Source organism: Actinomadura meridiana (genome assembly GCF_039537545.1).
Classification (GTDB): Bacteria; Actinomycetota; Actinomycetes; order Streptosporangiales; family Streptosporangiaceae; genus Spirillospora; species Spirillospora meridiana.
In genome coordinates this window covers 423103-439611 of sequence record NZ_BAABAS010000005.1, presented here as the reverse complement: position 1 = coordinate 439611, position 16509 = coordinate 423103, and the positions used below count along the sequence as shown (strand labels likewise).

18 protein-coding genes are annotated in these 16509 nt (G+C 70.1%); 6 read left to right on the top strand and 12 right to left on the bottom strand.

Annotated features, from left to right (window positions below; translation table 11 throughout):
- Positions 1 to 199 precede the first annotated feature (199 nt).
- From mnhG to ABD808_RS11285, 6 genes are read right to left on the bottom strand one after another with little or no spacing between them, the layout of a single operon-like run.
- Positions 200 to 529, bottom strand: a complete 330-nt coding sequence (mnhG, locus tag ABD808_RS11310; RefSeq protein ID WP_344894106.1) for a monovalent cation/H(+) antiporter subunit G — start codon at positions 527 to 529, stop codon at positions 200 to 202.
- On the bottom strand, positions 526 to 792 hold the full coding sequence (locus ABD808_RS11305) for an MrpF/PhaF family protein (RefSeq protein ID WP_344894103.1): 267 nt from the start codon (positions 790 to 792) through the stop codon (positions 526 to 528). The genes mnhG and ABD808_RS11305 overlap by 4 nt, the downstream gene beginning before the upstream one ends.
- Positions 789 to 1316, bottom strand: a complete 528-nt coding sequence (locus tag ABD808_RS11300; protein ID WP_344894100.1) for a Na+/H+ antiporter subunit E — start codon at positions 1314 to 1316, stop codon at positions 789 to 791. Before ABD808_RS11300 ends, ABD808_RS11305 begins: the two co-directional genes overlap by 4 nt.
- Positions 1313 to 2845 (bottom strand): Na+/H+ antiporter subunit D, encoded by a 1533-nt coding sequence (locus ABD808_RS11295; protein WP_344894097.1) that lies wholly within the window; start codon positions 2843 to 2845, stop codon positions 1313 to 1315. Before ABD808_RS11295 ends, ABD808_RS11300 begins: the two co-directional genes overlap by 4 nt.
- Positions 2842 to 3231 (bottom strand): Na(+)/H(+) antiporter subunit C, encoded by a 390-nt coding sequence (locus ABD808_RS11290; protein ID WP_344894094.1) that lies wholly within the window; start codon positions 3229 to 3231, stop codon positions 2842 to 2844. Before ABD808_RS11290 ends, ABD808_RS11295 begins: the two co-directional genes overlap by 4 nt.
- The gene (locus ABD808_RS11285) at positions 3228 to 6041 is read right to left on the bottom strand and encodes a Na+/H+ antiporter subunit A (RefSeq protein ID WP_344894091.1); all 2814 of its coding nucleotides are present in this window, start codon (positions 6039 to 6041) and stop codon (positions 3228 to 3230) included. Before ABD808_RS11285 ends, ABD808_RS11290 begins: the two co-directional genes overlap by 4 nt.
- 497 nt (positions 6042 to 6538) lie before the next feature.
- On the opposite strand from ABD808_RS11285, the gene ABD808_RS11280 reads away from it, so the two are divergent.
- A complete protein-coding gene (locus ABD808_RS11280; RefSeq protein ID WP_344894088.1) occupies positions 6539 to 6940 on the top strand; it encodes a peptidase inhibitor family I36 protein in 402 nt (133 codons plus the stop codon).
- A 38-nt stretch (positions 6941 to 6978) separates the two neighbouring features.
- On the opposite strand, the gene ABD808_RS11275 is transcribed toward ABD808_RS11280, so the two are convergent.
- The 3 genes from ABD808_RS11275 to sigK all read right to left on the bottom strand — a co-directional run bounded on the left by ABD808_RS11275 (position 6979) and on the right by sigK (position 9379).
- Entirely contained in the window at positions 6979 to 7842 is an 864-nt protein-coding gene (locus tag ABD808_RS11275) for an AfsR/SARP family transcriptional regulator (RefSeq protein ID WP_344894085.1), read from the bottom strand.
- 248 nt (positions 7843 to 8090) lie between these two features.
- The gene (locus ABD808_RS11270) at positions 8091 to 8801 is read right to left on the bottom strand and encodes an anti-sigma factor (RefSeq protein ID WP_344894082.1); all 711 of its coding nucleotides are present in this window, start codon (positions 8799 to 8801) and stop codon (positions 8091 to 8093) included.
- Positions 8798 to 9379, bottom strand: coding sequence for an ECF RNA polymerase sigma factor SigK (sigK, locus tag ABD808_RS11265; RefSeq protein WP_344894079.1), 582 nt, complete (start codon positions 9377 to 9379; stop codon positions 8798 to 8800). The genes ABD808_RS11270 and sigK overlap by 4 nt, the downstream gene beginning before the upstream one ends.
- A gap of 99 nt (positions 9380 to 9478) precedes the next feature.
- On the opposite strand from sigK, the gene ABD808_RS11260 reads away from it, so the two are divergent.
- Positions 9479 to 11200 carry a molybdopterin-dependent oxidoreductase gene (locus ABD808_RS11260; RefSeq protein ID WP_344894076.1) on the top strand — a complete coding sequence of 574 codons (1722 nt, stop codon included), beginning with the start codon at positions 9479 to 9481 and terminating at the stop codon, positions 11198 to 11200.
- Between the two features lie 47 nt (positions 11201 to 11247).
- On the top strand, positions 11248 to 11880 hold the full coding sequence (locus tag ABD808_RS11255) for a fasciclin domain-containing protein (protein WP_344894073.1): 633 nt from the start codon (positions 11248 to 11250) through the stop codon (positions 11878 to 11880).
- Positions 11881 to 11971: 91 nt separating this feature from the next.
- On the opposite strand, the gene ABD808_RS11250 is transcribed toward ABD808_RS11255, so the two are convergent.
- The 3 genes from ABD808_RS11250 to ABD808_RS11240 all read right to left on the bottom strand — a co-directional run bounded on the left by ABD808_RS11250 (position 11972) and on the right by ABD808_RS11240 (position 14792).
- Positions 11972 to 13690 carry a WD40 repeat domain-containing serine/threonine protein kinase gene (locus ABD808_RS11250; protein WP_344895374.1) on the bottom strand — a complete coding sequence of 573 codons (1719 nt, stop codon included), beginning with the start codon at positions 13688 to 13690 and terminating at the stop codon, positions 11972 to 11974.
- 113 nt (positions 13691 to 13803) lie between these two features.
- The gene (locus ABD808_RS11245; protein WP_344894070.1) at positions 13804 to 13986 is read right to left on the bottom strand and encodes a DUF397 domain-containing protein; all 183 of its coding nucleotides are present in this window, start codon (positions 13984 to 13986) and stop codon (positions 13804 to 13806) included.
- Positions 13977 to 14792 carry a helix-turn-helix domain-containing protein gene (locus ABD808_RS11240; protein WP_344894067.1) on the bottom strand — a complete coding sequence of 272 codons (816 nt, stop codon included), beginning with the start codon at positions 14790 to 14792 and terminating at the stop codon, positions 13977 to 13979. The genes ABD808_RS11245 and ABD808_RS11240 overlap by 10 nt, the downstream gene beginning before the upstream one ends.
- 155 nt (positions 14793 to 14947) lie before the next feature.
- Here ABD808_RS11240 and ABD808_RS11235 point away from each other — a divergent pair, with 155 nt between their 5' ends.
- From ABD808_RS11235 to ABD808_RS11225, 3 genes are read left to right on the top strand one after another with little or no spacing between them, the layout of a single operon-like run.
- The gene (locus tag ABD808_RS11235) at positions 14948 to 15343 is read left to right on the top strand and encodes an ATP-binding protein (protein ID WP_344894064.1); all 396 of its coding nucleotides are present in this window, start codon (positions 14948 to 14950) and stop codon (positions 15341 to 15343) included.
- The gene (locus tag ABD808_RS11230; protein WP_344894061.1) at positions 15325 to 15699 is read left to right on the top strand and encodes a hypothetical protein; all 375 of its coding nucleotides are present in this window, start codon (positions 15325 to 15327) and stop codon (positions 15697 to 15699) included. Before ABD808_RS11235 ends, ABD808_RS11230 begins: the two co-directional genes overlap by 19 nt.
- Positions 15696 to 16439: a dihydrofolate reductase gene (locus tag ABD808_RS11225; protein WP_344894058.1), complete on the top strand. Its 744-nt coding sequence runs from the start codon at positions 15696 to 15698 to the stop codon at positions 16437 to 16439. The genes ABD808_RS11230 and ABD808_RS11225 overlap by 4 nt, the downstream gene beginning before the upstream one ends.
- The last annotated feature ends 70 nt before the right edge of the window (positions 16440 to 16509 follow it).

The following is a 16509-nucleotide window of genomic DNA, read 5'->3' as shown; positions in this document are numbered from 1 at the left end:
GGGCGTGCTGCCCGCGCGCAAGCATCCCGTCCCACCGGAGGGAAGCAGGCCCACCGGCCGGCTCGCGACCATCACGCCGTACCGGAACCAGGTGAAGACGGAGATGGCGCGGCGAATGGAAGCTCTGGAGCATGCGAGAGGGCGTCCCACGGGATCTCGTCGCCCGCTGGCTGCCGTAAGACGACGGCTTGGCGAGTCGTCAGGGTTCGGGGTCGGATTCGTCCAGTGCGAGGGCGGTTTGGTCGACGGCTCCGGAGCGGTGGGCCGCCGCGGCGATGGTCTGGGCGGCGACCGGGGCGGTGATCAGCTGGAAGACCGCGACCAGGAGCAGGGGTGTCGCGGCGGCTGCTGATCCTGTTTGCGGGGCCACGCCCGCGAGGACGAGCAGGAGCCCGATCGTCTGCGGTTTCGTCGCCGCGTGCAGGCGGGTCAGCAGGTCGGGGAAGCGCAGGACGCCGAGCGCGCCCACCGCCGAGAACGCGGCGCCCGCCGGGAGCAGGACGGCCGTGACGACGTCGGCCGCGATCATGTGCGGTCCTCCCGTTCGGCCGCCAGCCGGGCCGCCGTCACCGATCCGACGAAGCCCAGCAGCGCGATCACCACGAGGATGGTCGCGTTGGCGGGTTCCTCGCGGGCGACGGCGTAGACGGCGGTGCCGCTGACCAGCAGGACGGACAAAACGTCCAGCGCCATGATGCGGTCGAAGGCCGTAGGTCCGCGGACGAGGCGCGCGGTGGTCATCAGGACGGCGGCGCCCAGCAGCGCCATCGTCACCGCGTAGACGACGGTCATGAGAGGTCCTCCGTTCGGCGGGTGTCGTCCGGGGTCACGAGGGCTTGCATCAGCCTCCGTTCGGTGTGCAGGACGCCGTCCCGGGTGGAGTCGGCCTCGGCGGCGTCCCGGACGGGCATCCCGTGGATCCGCAGGCGCGAGCGCTCCCAGTCGATGTCGACGAGCAGGGTGCCGGGCCGCAGGGAGATGCTCGTGGTGAGCGCCAGCAGGACGAGTTCGGAGCGCGACTGGGCGCCGACCTCGACGATCGCGCCCCGGACCCGTCCCGGCGCGCGCAGCGCGTGCCAGCCGATGACGACGCTGGACACGGCCAGGTCCCACGCGAACTCCAGCGCGGCCTCGGCGAGCCGCAACGGACGCACCCGCGTGACCATCGGCACGGCGGGCAGCCTGCTCACCGCGTACGCGACGGCGACGGCGACCAGTCCGCCGAGCACGGTCAGGGCGTCGACCCGTCCCCACAGCAGCAGCCACACGCCGAGCAGCCACACGCCCATGCCGAGGCGGCTCAGCACGCGGTTCATCGGGCGGCCCCGTCCAGCACCGCCCGCCGGTACGCCGACGGGTCGAGGAGGTCGGTCGCGGCCCGGTGGCTCCAGGACGACAGCGGCCCCGCGAACACCGTGATGAGCAGCCCGCCCACGACCAGCACGGCCGTCACCGACCGCATCACCTGGACGCCGCCCCGCGTGTAGGACTCCTCGGTGGGCGGTTCGGCGGCGTCGGCCGGACGGGCGCGCCAGAACCCGAGCGTCCAGATCCGCGCCATCGCCATGAGCGTGAGGAGGCTCGCGAGGACGGCCACGCCCGTGACGGCGTACGCGAGGGAGCGTCCCTCGCCGAGGCCCGCCTGGAACAGCGCGAGCTTGGCGACGAATCCGGACGTCGGCGGCACCCCGCTCACGCTCAGCGCGGGGACGAGGAACAGCACGGAGATGAACGACGACAGGCTCGCCAGACCACCGAGCCGACGCAGCGACGTCTCTCCCGTGCGGCCCTGCATGAGGTCGCTGACCAGGAACAACGTCGCCTGCACAACGATGTGGTGGACGAGATACAGGATCGCCCCGGTAAGCCCCGCCACGCTGAACAGCCCCAGCCCGAACAGCATGTACCCGATGTGGCCGACGAGCGTGAACGAGAACACCCGGTGGATGTCGTCGTGCGTCAGCGCGCCGAGCGTGCCGACCAGCATCGTCGCGGCGGCGAGCACCAGCATGACCCACGAGGCGTGGTCGCGGGGGAACAGCAGCGTCTGGACGCGGATCAGCGCGTACACGGCGGCCTTCGTCAGCAGCGCTGCGAACACGGCCGTGACCTTTGTGAGCGCGGCCGGATAGCTGTCGGGCAGCCACAGGTGCATCGGCACGATCGCGCCCTTGATGCCGAACACGACGAGGAACAGCATTCCGAGCGCCGACCGGGTGCCCTGTGGTAGCTCCTGCACGCGCAGCGACAGGTCGGCGAGGTTCACCGTCCCGGCGGCGGCGTAGACGAGGCCGAGCGCGGTGAGGAACAGGATCGACGAGGTGAGGCTGACCACCGTGTACGTCATCCCGGCCCGCATCCGTTCCGCGGTCGGGGTGAGCGTCATCAGGACGTAGCTGGACGCCAGCATCACCTCGAACGCGACGAACAGGTTGAACAGGTCTCCGGCGAGGAACAGCAGGCAGACCCCGGCGGTCAGCGTCAGGTACGTGGGATAGAACACGCCCGGTTCGTGCCTGCCGAGCCCTCCGGCGCCCTCCCCCACCGCGTGAAGCATGATCGCCAGGAGCACGGCACCGGACACGACCAGCAGCAGCACCGACAGGCGGTCCGCGACGAGCGTGATGCCGAGCGGCGCGGCCCAGCCGCCCATCTGCACGGCGGCGACGCCGTCCCGCGCGTCGTCCGTCGCGAGGACCGCCAGCAGCACGCCGGACGCCGCGACCACGCCCGCGACGACGAGCGGGCCGAGGACGCGCAGCCAGGTCTCCCTCCGGCGGCTGATCATGGCGAGTGCCGCGCCGAGCAGCGGCAACACGAACGGCAGCGGCACGAGGACGTTCATCCGGCGTCTCCGCCGTTCCCGATGTCGGCGTGCTCCTCGGCGCAGACCCGGCGGTCCTCGACGTCGTCCATGACCTCGTCCTCGCCGAGCAGCAGGCGGCTCCGGTAGGCCAGGGCCAGCAGGAACGCCGTCACGCCGAACGTGATCACGATGGCGGTCAGCGCCATCGCCTGCGGCAGCGGGTCCGCAGACCGGCCCTTGCCCTCACCGAGGATCGGCGGCGTCCCGGCGGCGCCTCCCGCCAGCAGCAGGACGAGGTTCGCGCCGTGCCCGAGCAGCATGAACCCGACCACGACGCGGATGAGCGACCGCTGCATCAGCAGGTCGAACCCGGCGGCGAACAGCACCGCCACGACCGCGACGAGGACGAGCGCGGGCCCGTTCACGATTCCTCCCCCACTGTGTCGGTGTCCGCGTCGTCGGCCGTGTCCGCGTCGTCCTCCAGGCTCGCGCCGAGCGTGGTGAGGATCGTCACGACCAGCCCGAGCACCACCAGATACACGCCGACATCGAAGACCAGGCTGGTCGGGACGTGGACCTCCCCGATGACCGGCGGCGTCGCGTGCAGGACGTCGCCTTCCAGGAACTGCCCGCCGGATCGCCAGCCCGCCGCGCCCGTCGCGATCGCGAGCCCGAGCCCACCGCCGAGCAGGATGCTCGGACGCACGGGCAGCGCCGTGGCCAGCTCCCGCCTTCCGCCCGGCAGGTAGCGCAGCACGAACGCCATGCCCGCCACGAGCCCGCCGACGAACCCGCCGCCGGGACGGCCGTGCCCCGCGACGAGCAGGTAGATCGAGAACAGCAGGATCGTCGGGCCGAGCAGCCGCGCCGTCGCCTCCAGCACCACCGACGAACCGCCGAGCGGGGGGCGGCCCGGCGACGCGAGCCAGCGCGTCCGCCCGGGGCCCTCGGTCATCTCGGCGGGCGCCTCGGACGGGCGCCACGCCCCCGGCCGGACCAGCACCAGCCCCGACACGCCCATCGCCACGACCGCCAGCACCACGATCTCGCCGAGCGTGTCGAGGGCCCGCAGCTCGACCAGGATCAGGTTCACGATGTTCTTCGCCCCCTCCTCCTCGGCGGGCCCCGCGTACCGGGGGCCGACCGGGGCGGCGTTCCGGCTCAGCGCCGCGACCACCAGGAACACCGCGACGAATCCGCCGAGGCAGAGGGCGATCGCCCCGGTGGCGGCCCGTGCGGGCGTCGTCCTGCGACGCGGCGGGAACCGGTCGGGCAGCCGCCGCAGCACCAGCACGAGCATGATCAGTGACAGGGTCTCCACGACGAGGAGCGTCAGCGCGAGGTCCGGCCCGCCCTGGACGACGAACAGGCCGCCGGTCCCGTAGCCGACCCCGGCGAGCAACAGCGCCGCCGACAGCCGCCGCCGTGCCCGCAACGCCGCGAGCGCACATCCGGCCACCACCACGGACAGGACGGGCTGCACGGGGTCGTCCCACGCCCGCAGCCCTCGCCAGGACGGCCCGTGCCCGTCGATCAGCCCGACCGCGAGCGCCGTGCCCGGCAGGACGAGCACCGTCACGGCGATCACCCCGAGGTAGACCGGCAGCGATCCGATCTGCACGCGCCTGGTCACGGCACGCGCGCCCCGGTACACGCCTTCGACGACGGCGTCGTATCCCCGCTGAACGTCCGGAACCCACCACCGGACGATCTTCGCCGGGAACGACCGTCCGAACACGAAATACACCCCGACGCCCACGATCAGCGCGACCACGGACAACCCGAGCGGCAGCCCGAGCCCGTGCCACAGCGCCAGCTCGTACCCGGAATCAGCCCCCACCGCATCGGCGTAGGGCTCGACGAGCTCGCGCAGCGGCCCGGGGAACGCGCCCACGACGAACCCCGCGACGGCCAACACGATCACGGGCCCGACCAGGCCCCACGACTCCTTGTGGCGAGGCATGTCCGAGGCGCCGCCGAACGCGCCGTGCAACAAACGCACGCCGTAGGCCACGGTCAGCGCCGACCCCGTCACCACACCGGCGAGGACGACCGCGTCCAGGCCGCCGTGGGCGAACGCCTTGAAGGCCGCCTCCTTCGCGACGAACCCGAGGAACGGCGGCAGCCCGATCATGGACGCGGTCGCGGCCGTCGCGGCGACCGCGAGCAGGGGCAGCCGCCGTCCCGCCCCGGAGAGGCACTCGGCGCGGCGCGTGCCCGTCTCGTGCTCCAGCGCTCCGACCGCCAGGAACAGCGGCGCCTTGAAGAGCCCGTGGGCGAGGAGGAGCGCCATGCCCGCGAGCGCCGCCGTGCGCGTGCCGTCCCCCAGCAGGATCATGAGGAGGCCGAGCTGGCTGACCGTCCCGTAGGCGAGGAGCCGTTTCAGGTCGTCCTGCCGCAACGCCACCAGCCCGCCGACGATCATGCTGGACAGCCCGGCGACCAGGACCATCGGACGCCACGCGCCCGTCTCCGCGAACCCGGGCGCGAACCGCGCCACCAGGTAGACGCCCGCCTTCACCATCGCGGCGGCGTGCAGGTAGGCGCTCACCGGCGTCGGCGCCACCATCGCCGCCGGAAGCCATCCGTGCAGCGGCACCTGCGCCGACTTCGCGAACGCGCCCAGCAGGACCAGCACCACGCCCGCGTCCGCCGCCCCACCGCCGGGCGGATCGGCGAGCAACGCCGAGATCCGGTAGGTTCCCGCGGCCTGGCCGAGCAGCACGAACCCGGCCAGCATGACCAGCCCGAACGCCGTGGTCGTCAGCAGCGCCTCGGTCGCCGCCCGCCGCGACTCCGCCAGCTCGGGCCGGGGAGCGCCGATCAGGATGAACGAACTGACGGTCGTCAGTTCCCAGAACACGTACAGGACGAGGAGGTTGTCGGCGAGCACCAGTCCCGTCATCGCCCCGGCGAACGCGACCAGCGTCCCGGTCATCAACCGTTCGCCGGGCCCGAAGTACCAGCCCGAGTAGCACAGCACCACCGCGCCGACCCCGCCGACGAGCACCAGCATCACGGCGGACAGCGCGTCGAGCCGCAGGTCGATCGACAACCCCAGTTCGGACGCCCACCCGACCGTCTCCGTGACGCCGTCCCCGGCCCGGACGAGCGCCCACCCGGCCGTCACCGCCGGAAGCACGGCCGCGGCGCACGCCATCGCGCGCCGATGCCGTCCGAGCGCCCACGGCACGGCGACCGCCACGACGGCATAGGCCAGGACGAGCGTCACCATGCGGCGCGCAGCCTCCCTCCGCCAGGCACATCGCAGGCGATCTACCCGAGGGGCGCCACCGAAACTCTTCCGCCCACTCGGACGATAAGCGTTCGATAACGGTCTTCCGTAGCGTCTCCGGCGATCACACACAACACCGGGGGAGAAAGGCATGAAAAAGGCACGAATCAGTATGGGTGCGGTCGCGACGGCAGGCAGTGGATCCAGACGTTCGACAAGGCGTTCGCCAACCCGAACTACCTGAAATGCGGATCCACAATCGGCTACCTGTACCAAGGCCGCAACTACGTCTTCTACAAGAAGTGGGGACAGAACTACTCAGGCAAGTACGGCCACAACCACTGGTGGCTCTACACCGACCTCGACCAGGGCGCCAAGCGCGGCTGGGTGTCGGCGTACTTCCTGACGGGCCCAGGCAACTCCGACGACAAGGCCATGGACGTCAACGGCAAGACCATCAGGACCTGCTCCAAGGTCTACTGACGACAGGGGGAACCATGCACAGAATCAGGATCGGACTGCTCACCGGGGCGGTGACCGCGGGGATCGTCACCGCGGCCATTCCGTCGGCGGCCGCGCTGGCCGCGACGACGAGCGCCACCAACGCGTCCTGCCCGAGGGGCGACGTGTGCGTCTGGAGCGGCCGCAACGCCACCGGCACCCGCTGCAACTGGACCGGCGACGACCCGGACTGGCGCGGCGGGAGCATCCGCTGCAAGCCGTACGGATTCAGGGTCAACAGCATCTGGAACAACGGCTACACCAGCAACCCGTACAACAAGGTGAAGTTCTACCGGAACGCGAACTACAGCGGCCAGATCTCCGATCCGGTGTCGTACACGACCCACCCGATCAACGCCGCGAACGTGGCCATCCGCTCCCACAAGTGGTCAAAGTAGCCACGGACGCTCCCACCTCCAGCTGAACTGACTCCCACCTAACCTCGTGGAGGCCGCCGGGCAGCGCGCGCCCGGTGGCCCTTCACGGTCGCGGGGAACCGTGACGTGCGACGCCAGCGCAGCGCCGGTCCCCTGTAGGACGCGGCGGGTGCCCGAGGGTGCGTCGACGGGTCATCGCGCAGGATGGCCATGTGCAGGTCTCGCAACTCGCGCCCCGGCTCCAGCCCCAGGTCGTCATTCAGCCTGCGGCGCCCCGCGTGGTAGACGTCGAGCGCCTCGCCCCTGCGCCCCGCCCGCGCCAACGCGATCATCAGCAGTGCCCTGAGCCGCTCCCTGTAGGGCTGCTCCCCCACCGGCCCCACCAGCTCGCCGACGAGCTCATGGTGACGGCCCAGCATCAACTCCACCCGCGCCCGCTCCTCGACGGCGGTCAGACGCAGTTCCTCCCAGCGATGCGCGGCGGCCTCGATGGCCGGACGGTCGAGCCCGGCGAGGACGGGCCCGTCCCACAGCGCCAGCGCGTCCCGGAACCGTTCGGCGGCCTTGGCGGGACGGCCCGCGGCGACGTCCCGGCGCGCCGCTCCGATCCGTTCCTCCGCCGCGAGGGCGTCAATCGCACGGGTGAGAATCCGGTAGCCGGGCCGGACGGTCTCGATCACCTCGTCGGCGCAGCCCGCCTGCCGGAACGTCCGCCGCAGCCCCGACACCGCGATGGCGACCTGCGTGCGCGCGGACGCCGGAGGACGGTCGGGCCAGACCACGTCGATGAGCCTGTCCACCGGCACCGCCCGCCCCGGTTCGAGCAGCAACGCCGCCAGCACGAGCCGCGCCCGCCGCCCACCGAGATCGACCGGTTCGCCCCCGACACCTGCTCGCAGGGCCCCCAGAATCCGAAAAATCACGCGCTCGCCCACCGTCACGCCACCCCGTTCATCGACGATCGCGGGGTGTCGTCCGCCCGCCGTACGGGCCCGAGAAAGCTAACGCACGAACCGCCTGATCCCCTAGCCCAACGCCGTCCGAAAACTATTCAGAACACAGACACCGCAGGTCAGGCGCACCGCCGAGAAATGGCCGGATCCGGAACCCGTTCACTCCGAACAACTGACGCGGACACGTAACTCATCCGCCACAGCCTCGCCAGGTGGGGTCAGGTGAGGGGGAGGGTGAGGAGCGGGGCTGTGGTGGGTTGGGGGGAGCCGCCGGTGGGCTCGATGGTGACGCCGAAGCTTTGGGCGTCGGCGAGGCCCCTCGTGATGATTGGACGCGGGTTTTTCGACAGGTCCAGTGTTCCGGCGGATCGGGGTGTGGTCGGGCCAAGCCACCACATCTGGTACGTCCTGGCGGACGGCAGAGGCCGCAACCCGGACGTGGTGACGACGGCCCTGCCGAGCGAGCGGGACGACACGACCGTGACGGTGGCGGTGCCCTGTGCGCGGGACGTGGAGGTGTGCGCGTCCGGTGCCGTCATGATCGCGGTGATCTGCCGGTTCAGGGCCTGCGCGTGATCGGCCGCGCGGTTGAAGTGCAGGGCCGCGACACCGCCGAGCAGGGCCAGGACCAGGCAAGCCGCGGCGGCGAGCCAGCTCAGACCGCCCGTGCGGGGGGACGGCAGGCGACGGTTGAGGGGCGGGGGTGTCTGCCGGGTCCGGGCGATCTCGGCCATGACCCGTCCGCGCAGCGCGCCGGGCGGGCGGCGGGCGGCGGCCAGCGCCAGTCGGGTGGTGGTCTCGCGGAGTCCGGCCGCCTCGTCGGCGCAGGCGGCGCATCCCGACAGGTGGCGTTCGAAACGGCGCCGCTCGGTGTCGGTGAGGGCGTCCAGCGCGTACGGGCCGGCGAGGTCGTGCGGGTCGTGGGTCATGCCTGCACTCCCAAGCAGTCACGCAGCCGGATCAGTCCGTCGCGCATCCGGGTCTTGACGGCGGCGAGGCCGACGCCGAGCAGTTCGGAGACCTCACGGTAGGTGTAGCCGCCGTAGTAGGCGAGGGTGATCGATTCGCGTTGCGTCTCGGTCAGGCCGCGCATGCAGCGGCGGACCTGTTGATGTTCCAGCCGGGTCCCGGCCTCTTCGGCGACCTCGTCGTACTCGGGTCCGGGGGCGGCGGTGCGTTCCTCGCGATCCCGGTCGGCCTGGCTGGACCGCACCCGGTCGACGGCGCGGCGGTGCGCCACCGTCAGCGCCCATGACGTGGGGCTGCCCCGTTCTGAACGGTAGTGCGACGCCTTGCGCCAGAGTTCGACGAGCACGTCCTGCGCGATCTCCTCGGCCTGGGCCGGGTCGCGGACAACCCGTAGCGCCAGCCCGTAGATCGGCCCGGACAGCTCCTCGTACACCTCGCCGAACGCTTCCTGGTCGCCGCGCGCGACGCGGCCGAGGAGGTCGGCCAGGTCCGGTGGTCTCGTGCCGATCGGCCGTGGCCCGTCGACCGGTTCGTTCATCTCCACACCGCTGGTTCGGAGCGGGCGTCCCGGAGGATGGGTCCTGACCGCGCGAAAGATGCGACCCATCCACCGACCGTCCGGCCTCGAACACCGGTTGTGACAGGCGAACGAACGAGTTCGGAACGGAGCAGAACCCGACGATCCACCTCGTCGGTCGGGCGGGTCACCGCCGCGCTGCGCGGGCTGCTGGCCGCCGCGGCCGCGATGGGAGTCGCGGAGCTGGCGGCCGGTGTGCTCGGCCGGACGTCCGCGTCGCCGCTGCTGGCAGTGGGCTCCGGCTTCATCGACCTCACCCCGATCTGGTTGAAGGACTTCGCGATCCGCCGTTTCGGAGACGACGACAAGACCGTACTGCTGATCGGCCTCGGTGCCGGGATCACCATCGCGGCGCTGGCCGTCGGGCTGCTGAGCCGCCGTCGGCTCGGATGGGGGCTGGCGGGGCTCGCGGCATTCGGGATCGTCGGGATGGTCGCGGCCCTGACCAGACCGGTCGCCGAGCCCGTCGACGCGGTACCGTCCGCGCTCGGCTCGCTCGCTGGTATGGCCGCACTGGCTCTGCTGGCGCACCGTCCTCCACCGTCCGCGCTCGGCGCGCTCACCGGTAAGACCGCACAGGTTTTGCTGGCGCGCCGCCCTCAGCCGTCCCCCGCGACGGCTCCCGGCACGGCTGCCCCTGCTCGTGGCGAGGCGACCGAAGCCGCCGTTCTGAACGAGAAGAACGGTTCAGAGCCCCGGTCTTCGGGCGGTGCGGGGCCCGATCGGCGGCGAATGCTGGTGACCGGTGCGGGGGTGGTCGGCGTCGCTGCGGTCGGCGGTGTGCTGGGGCGGATACTGCTGCGTCGCGGCGACGTTTCGTCCGTCCGGGCGGACCTGCGACTGCCCCGTCCGGCAAGCCCGCCGCGCCGCGTGCCGGGCGGGGCGCAGGTGCGGGTGCCGGGGATGACGTCGTTCCGCACGTCCAACAGGGACTTCTACCGGGTCGACACCGCCCTCGTCCTACCGCAGGTCGACCCGCGCGACTGGACGCTGCGCATCCACGGCATGGTCGCCCACCCCGTCGAGATGTCGTTCGACGACCTGCTGCGCCGGACGCTGATCGAACGCGACATCACGCTGTCGTGCGTGTCCAACCAGGTCGGCGGCGACCTCGCGGGCAACGCCCGCTGGCTGGGCGTCCCGCTGGCGCCGCTGCTGCGCGAGGCGGGGATCCACGGCGGCGCCGACCAGATCCTGTCCCGGTCGTTCGACGGCATGACGCTGTCCACTCCGATCGAGACGATCCTGGACGGACGGGACGCCATGCTCGCCGTCGGCATGAACGGAGAGCCGCTGCCGATCGCCCACGGCTTCCCCGCGCGGATGGTCGTCCCCGGCCTGTACGGCTACGTCTCGGCCACCAAATGGGTCACCGACCTCAAGGTCACCCGTTTCGCGACCGACCAGGCGTACTGGACGAAACGCGGCTACGCCGAACGCGCTCCGATCAAGACGTTCTCCCGCATCGACGTACCCAGGCCGCTGGCCACTGTGAAGGCGGGACGGATCGCCGTCGCCGGAACCGCGTGGGCCCAGCACCGGGGCGTCGACGCCGTCGAATGGCAGGTCGACAACGGCCCCTGGCGGCAGGCGCGGCTCGCGCCCGTCCCCGGCCTGGACACCTGGCGGCAGTGGGTCGCCGAGTGGGACGCCGCGCCCGGCTCCCACACGCTGCGCTGCCGCGCCACCGACGGCACCGGCCACACGCAGCCCGAACACCGCGAGCCGCCGTTCCCGGACGGTGCGACGGGCTGGCATTCGGTGGTGGTCACCGTCACCTGAGCACCCACGACAACGAGCGAACCGGAAACCGAAGCAAGGAGTTCACCATGTACCGCACCCGTATCGCCGCCGGAGTCCTGGCCGCGGCCGCCGTCGCCACCGCGACCACCGCGTGCTCCGGCGACGACGAGCCCGACAAGGGCAAGGCCGCCGCCGCGACGGCCAGCTCGGCGCCGTCCGCGTCGAGCAGCTCGCCGTCGTCGGACCAGCCGTTCGGGCCCGGCTGCTCGGCTGTCCCCGCGTCCGGCAAGGGCAGCTTCAGCGGCATGTCCACCGACCCCGTCGCGACCGCCGCGTCCAACAACCCGGTCCTGTCCACGCTGGTCAGCGCGGTGAAGCAGGCGGGCCTGGTCGACACTCTCAACTCGGCCAAGAACATCACCGTGTTCGCACCGACCAACGACGCCTTCAAGAAGATCCCGAAGTCGACGCTCGACAAGGTCATGAGCGACAAGAAGACGCTGACGGGCATCCTGACCTACCACGTCGTCGGACAGCCGATCGCGCCGAGCGGGCTGTCGTCCGGCGACTTCAAGACGCTGAACGGCGCGATGCTCAAGACCAGCGGCTCCGGCGAGTCCTTCACGATCGGCGAGAGCGCGCCCGTGATCTGCGGCAACGTCCACACGGCCAACGCGACCGTCTACATCATCGACAGCGTCCTGATGCCACCGAAGTAACCCATCGACGCTGCTCCACGGGCGGCCGGACAGCGTTCCGGCCGCCCGACCCGCCCCTACCGGCATTCGCCGCCAAGGCGACCCAGGACGATCAGGTCAACTTCCACAGCCGCACCTTGTTGTCCACATGGCCGGTGGCGAGGGTCTTGCCGTCCGGACTGAACGCCACCGCGAGGGTGCCGTCGCCATGACCCTCGAGTTCGACGATGCGGCGGCCGGCCGCCACGTCCCACAACACCAGCGGCACACGGCCCCCGGCGGTCGCGAGGATCGTTCCATCGGGACTGAACGCCACCGACTCGGCAGGCCAGGTCGGGTTCCCCACCTCGCCGACCACACGCCGCTTGGCCAGGTTCCACAGTTCCGCGGAGGCACCGAGGCCATGTGCGGGAGCACCGACGTCACCTCCAGAGGCGAGGAGCCCACCACGCTGGCTGAACGCCAGCGCCCGGATCTGGTGGGCGTCGCGCTTCAGAGCTCCGGCGCCGCGCCTACTGCCGGTGTCCCAGAACTGCACCGTCCCGCCCGCGCCACCGGCGGCGAGGAGCTTGCCGTCCGGGCTGTACGCCACCGCCTCAACGGCGTCGGGATAGTCGTCGAGAACGGCCACAGAACGTTCGGCGGCCACGTCCCACAACCGCACGTTGCCGTCCAGACTGCCGGTCGCGAGCGTCCGGCCGTCCGGGCTGAACACAACGGAGTTCACCTCGTCGGTGTGACCGGACAGGACGGTCGCGTCCGAACCGCGAAAGACGTCCGTGGTCACGTAGACCGCGCCCGCCGCAGCCGCGCCCCCGACAAGCACGAGCCCCCCGACCAAGAAGGCCCGCCGCCCAACCCCACGCCGCGCCGGTGGCGGCATCGTCCCACCCACCGGCGGCGCCATAGGCGGTGCGGGAGCGGGCCCACCGCCCGCAGGTGGCCCGGCCTGAGCTGCCGGAACGGGCTGAGCGAACTGTGGCACGGGAACCTGCGGCCGCGCCGCCGCCCCCGCCAGCGCCCGAAACCGCTGAGCCACCTCATCGGCGGACCCGGGACGCCGCGCCGGATCCTTGGCCAGCAACCAGAGCACAAGCTGATCCAGCTCCGGCGGATACCCGGGCCGCCCCCGAGACGGCGGCAGCGGATCCACCATCAGATGCTGACGCATCAACGCGGGCAGGGTGTCGCCGACGAACGGCGGCACTCCCGCCAACAACGCGTACAGGGTGCAGCCGAAGGCATAAAGATCAGAACGCGCATCGGCGGGCCGCCCTTCATACTGCTCGGGCGCCGTATAAGCCGGGGTGGCCATCATCCCGCCGGCCGCCGTGAGCTGCCCGGTAGCGTCCATCGACCGGGAAATACCGAAGTCGCAAATCTTCACCCCGCCCTCGGCCAGCTCCATCAGATTGGCGGGCTTGATGTCACGGTGCAAAACTCCCCTACGGTGTGCACATCCCAACCCATCCGCAACGGCCGCGCCGACATCGAGCACCCGCCCGACAGCCAATCCATGAGGATGCTGCGCAAGGATCGTCGCGAAGTCAGTCCCGTTCAACAGCTCCATCACAAAGAACGGCTGCCCGTCCTGCTCCCCGATGTCATGGACCACGGTGATCCCCGGATGCTGCAACCGCGCCGCGTTCTCCGCCTCCCGCCGCAGCCGATCGCTCATCAGAGCCGCCGCACCCTGCCCCACCAGCACAACCTTCACCGCGACCCGCCGCCGCAACTCCATGTCGTCAGCGGCCCACACCTCCCCCATCCCGCCCCGCCCAATCCGCGCGGTAAGCCGATACCGACCCCCAAGAACCGCTCCCGATTCCATGCCCACCCTCCACTCAGCCCACAGAACCGAGAATGATCTCACCACCACCCCCACCAATCCGCAAACCAAAGAGCCCGGCCCCAAGGGACCGGGCTCAACAAACCTCGGGGAGATCAGCGCTTCAGAGTGACCACCAGAGCCGCGAACTCCGCACGCCCCACAACCAACTTCGCCCCTTCCGGATCCTTCGAGTCACGGACGGCGACGATTCCGGGAGCGGACGCCAACTCGACACACTCGCCACCTGTGTTGCCGCTGTAACTGCTCTTACGCCAGGTTGCCGTGTTCAGGTCCATCGTTCTGCCTGCACCTTTCGGATGACATCGAGCGACTGATCTATCGGGAGAGCCAAAGCCCGCACTTCTCGGAGCGCCCGCCGAGTGGCGACCAGTTCGTCTGCCGCCTCCAAGGTGAATCCGCGTGCCGGGCACTCGAAGTACGCGACCTCGCGCATGTCCTCCAGGGTAGCGATCGTGAATGAACTGATGTTCCCGCCGTGCTCGCCCCGCATCTTGACGATGTGGAGCGAGACCCCCAGAGTCTCCGGCGCCGCTATGAGGTGATCGCACTGCTCGCTCATGACCTGCGGGTTTCCGACCTCACGTAAGAGGACGCCTTCGTCCACCAGGAACGTGCAGCCGGGCGGCGGCGGGCTCTCCCGCGTCAGGATGCTCTGTCGGGCAAGGCGATCCTCCGTCTTCTTCTTGTCACCCATCAGCTGCGCTTCGGCGTAGCCGGGCGTCTGGAGCAGGCCATGCACGAGCGAGAGGCTGTAGCAGGTCAGCTCCTCGGCCGACTCCTCGATGGGCAGCCACTCGTACCAGGTCGGGAACTCGGCGCCCTTGACCAGGTCCTCCCACAGCTCGACCAGCTCGCCGTCCGCGTCGAGCTCCCGATCCATCGTCTCGGCGAACTCGCGAGTGCAGCGCGTCCGGCCGGTCTCGACCTGCCCGATGTACTGGGGTGTGACGCCCTCCCCGTCGCGAGCCCGACGTGCGACGTTCTCCTGGCTCCACCCCTTCGCCTCGCGGAACCGGCGGAACCTACGCCCGAACGCGACCAGGCTCGGGCTGACCTTCGCTCTCGACCGTCGTGCTGCCATGCGGGCATGGTGCCTCAACCCTGACTCAAGCGGCCACCAAGTTCAGAAAGTTGGTCAGAGGAGATTGTCAGGCAACCACCTGCGCTTCGTGACGCTCCGCGTTCACGTGATGGCTGAATAGGGGCCGGTCAAACCACGAGAAGTCAGGGGCACTCATGCCAGCGACGACGCTTACCCCGGGAACACCGCCAACACTCGTCCTGGAGTTCACCAAGCAGGCTCCGCGCCTAGCAAGGCAGTTCCTCGCCGAACGGTTCGCCGAGTGGGGCCTGGAGGACGACTACGTCGGACGGCTCGTGATCAGCGAACTCACCACGAACGCCTACAAGCACGGCGCGGGCCCGATCATCGTCCGCGTCTTCCTCGACGACCACGACGGCCGCCCGGTCCTGGAGGTCTGGGACACCGCTGAGACGCGTCCCAAGATCCAGCCGGAGAACACGGCCGCCACGTCCGGCCGAGGCCTACAACTCCTCGCCGACTTCGCGGCCGAGTGGGGCGTCCGCCCCCTCAACGAGGGAGGAAAGATCACATGGGCCAAACTTCACTGACCGAAAACAAGCTCCGCCGAAGGCTCCGCTCCCGCTACCTGCAATGGCGCATCGCACGCAACCGCGACACCGCCATCCATTACCTGGACCACCTCGCGCTCGCGCTAGAGCAACACGGCCGTCACTGCGTCAAGACGTACAACCCCCTACTCATCCCCGTCCGCATACCGCTGCTTCGGGTCTACGGCCCCAACGGCATCGTCCTCACCCTCACCGTCATGGCCGTCCCCGGTGGCGGATGGGCGTTTCACGAGGCCCCACCCAGACGCGGCAGCTTTCTCTGCCACTGCGAAAACAACACCAACCGCGCCGCCCAGCTCATCGACCGCTTCCTCCAGGACCGCCCACAAGAATGAACGTCCCCGTCACCCTGCTCCTCCTCCAACACCTCATCCCCGAGTGGAGAATCACACGCGACCTTCACGGAACCTGGCGAGCCACCGGCAGCGCCCCCATCTCAGCACCCAACGTCAACGCCCTCCTCACCGCCATCCACGCCACCGACCCGAACGCCATCACCGACGCCACCCGCCTCCTCACCGAACGCGGCTCAGCCGTCGCCTCCGAAGGAAAACCTGTCACGAGAGATTCATCAGTAGAGTGGCCCACCATGACTCGCCCGCGTATCAGTGCCATTGCCGCACTCGACGAAAACAACATCATCGGTGCCGAAGGACGACTACCCTGGCGCATTCCGGAAGACACACGGAGGTTTCGACGGCTCACGATGGGACATCCGGTAATCATGGGCCGCAAGACCTATGAGTCGATCGGCCAAAAACTCGACGGGCGTACCACCATCATCGTGACTCGTAACGATGACTACACCGCCCCGGAGTGCGTCATCGTCCACTCCCTCACCGAGGCCCTCGAGTACGCCAGCGCTCACGATGACCACGAAGTATTCATAGCCGGCGGCGAGGCGATCTACCAGGAAGGCCTCGACCACTGCGACCGACTCTACCTCACCCTCGTAAAGGGTGAATTCACCGGAACGGTGAGATTTCCCGACTACTCGCGGTTCAACAAAACCGTCGAGAGAACTTCACGCCGCGACGATAACCATGAATACGAGTTCGTAGTCCTCGAAAGGTAAGAAGGCGGAGCGCGTGGCGGACAAAATCATCGTGGAGGGACTGTTAGCACACGGGCGTCATGAGTGGTGA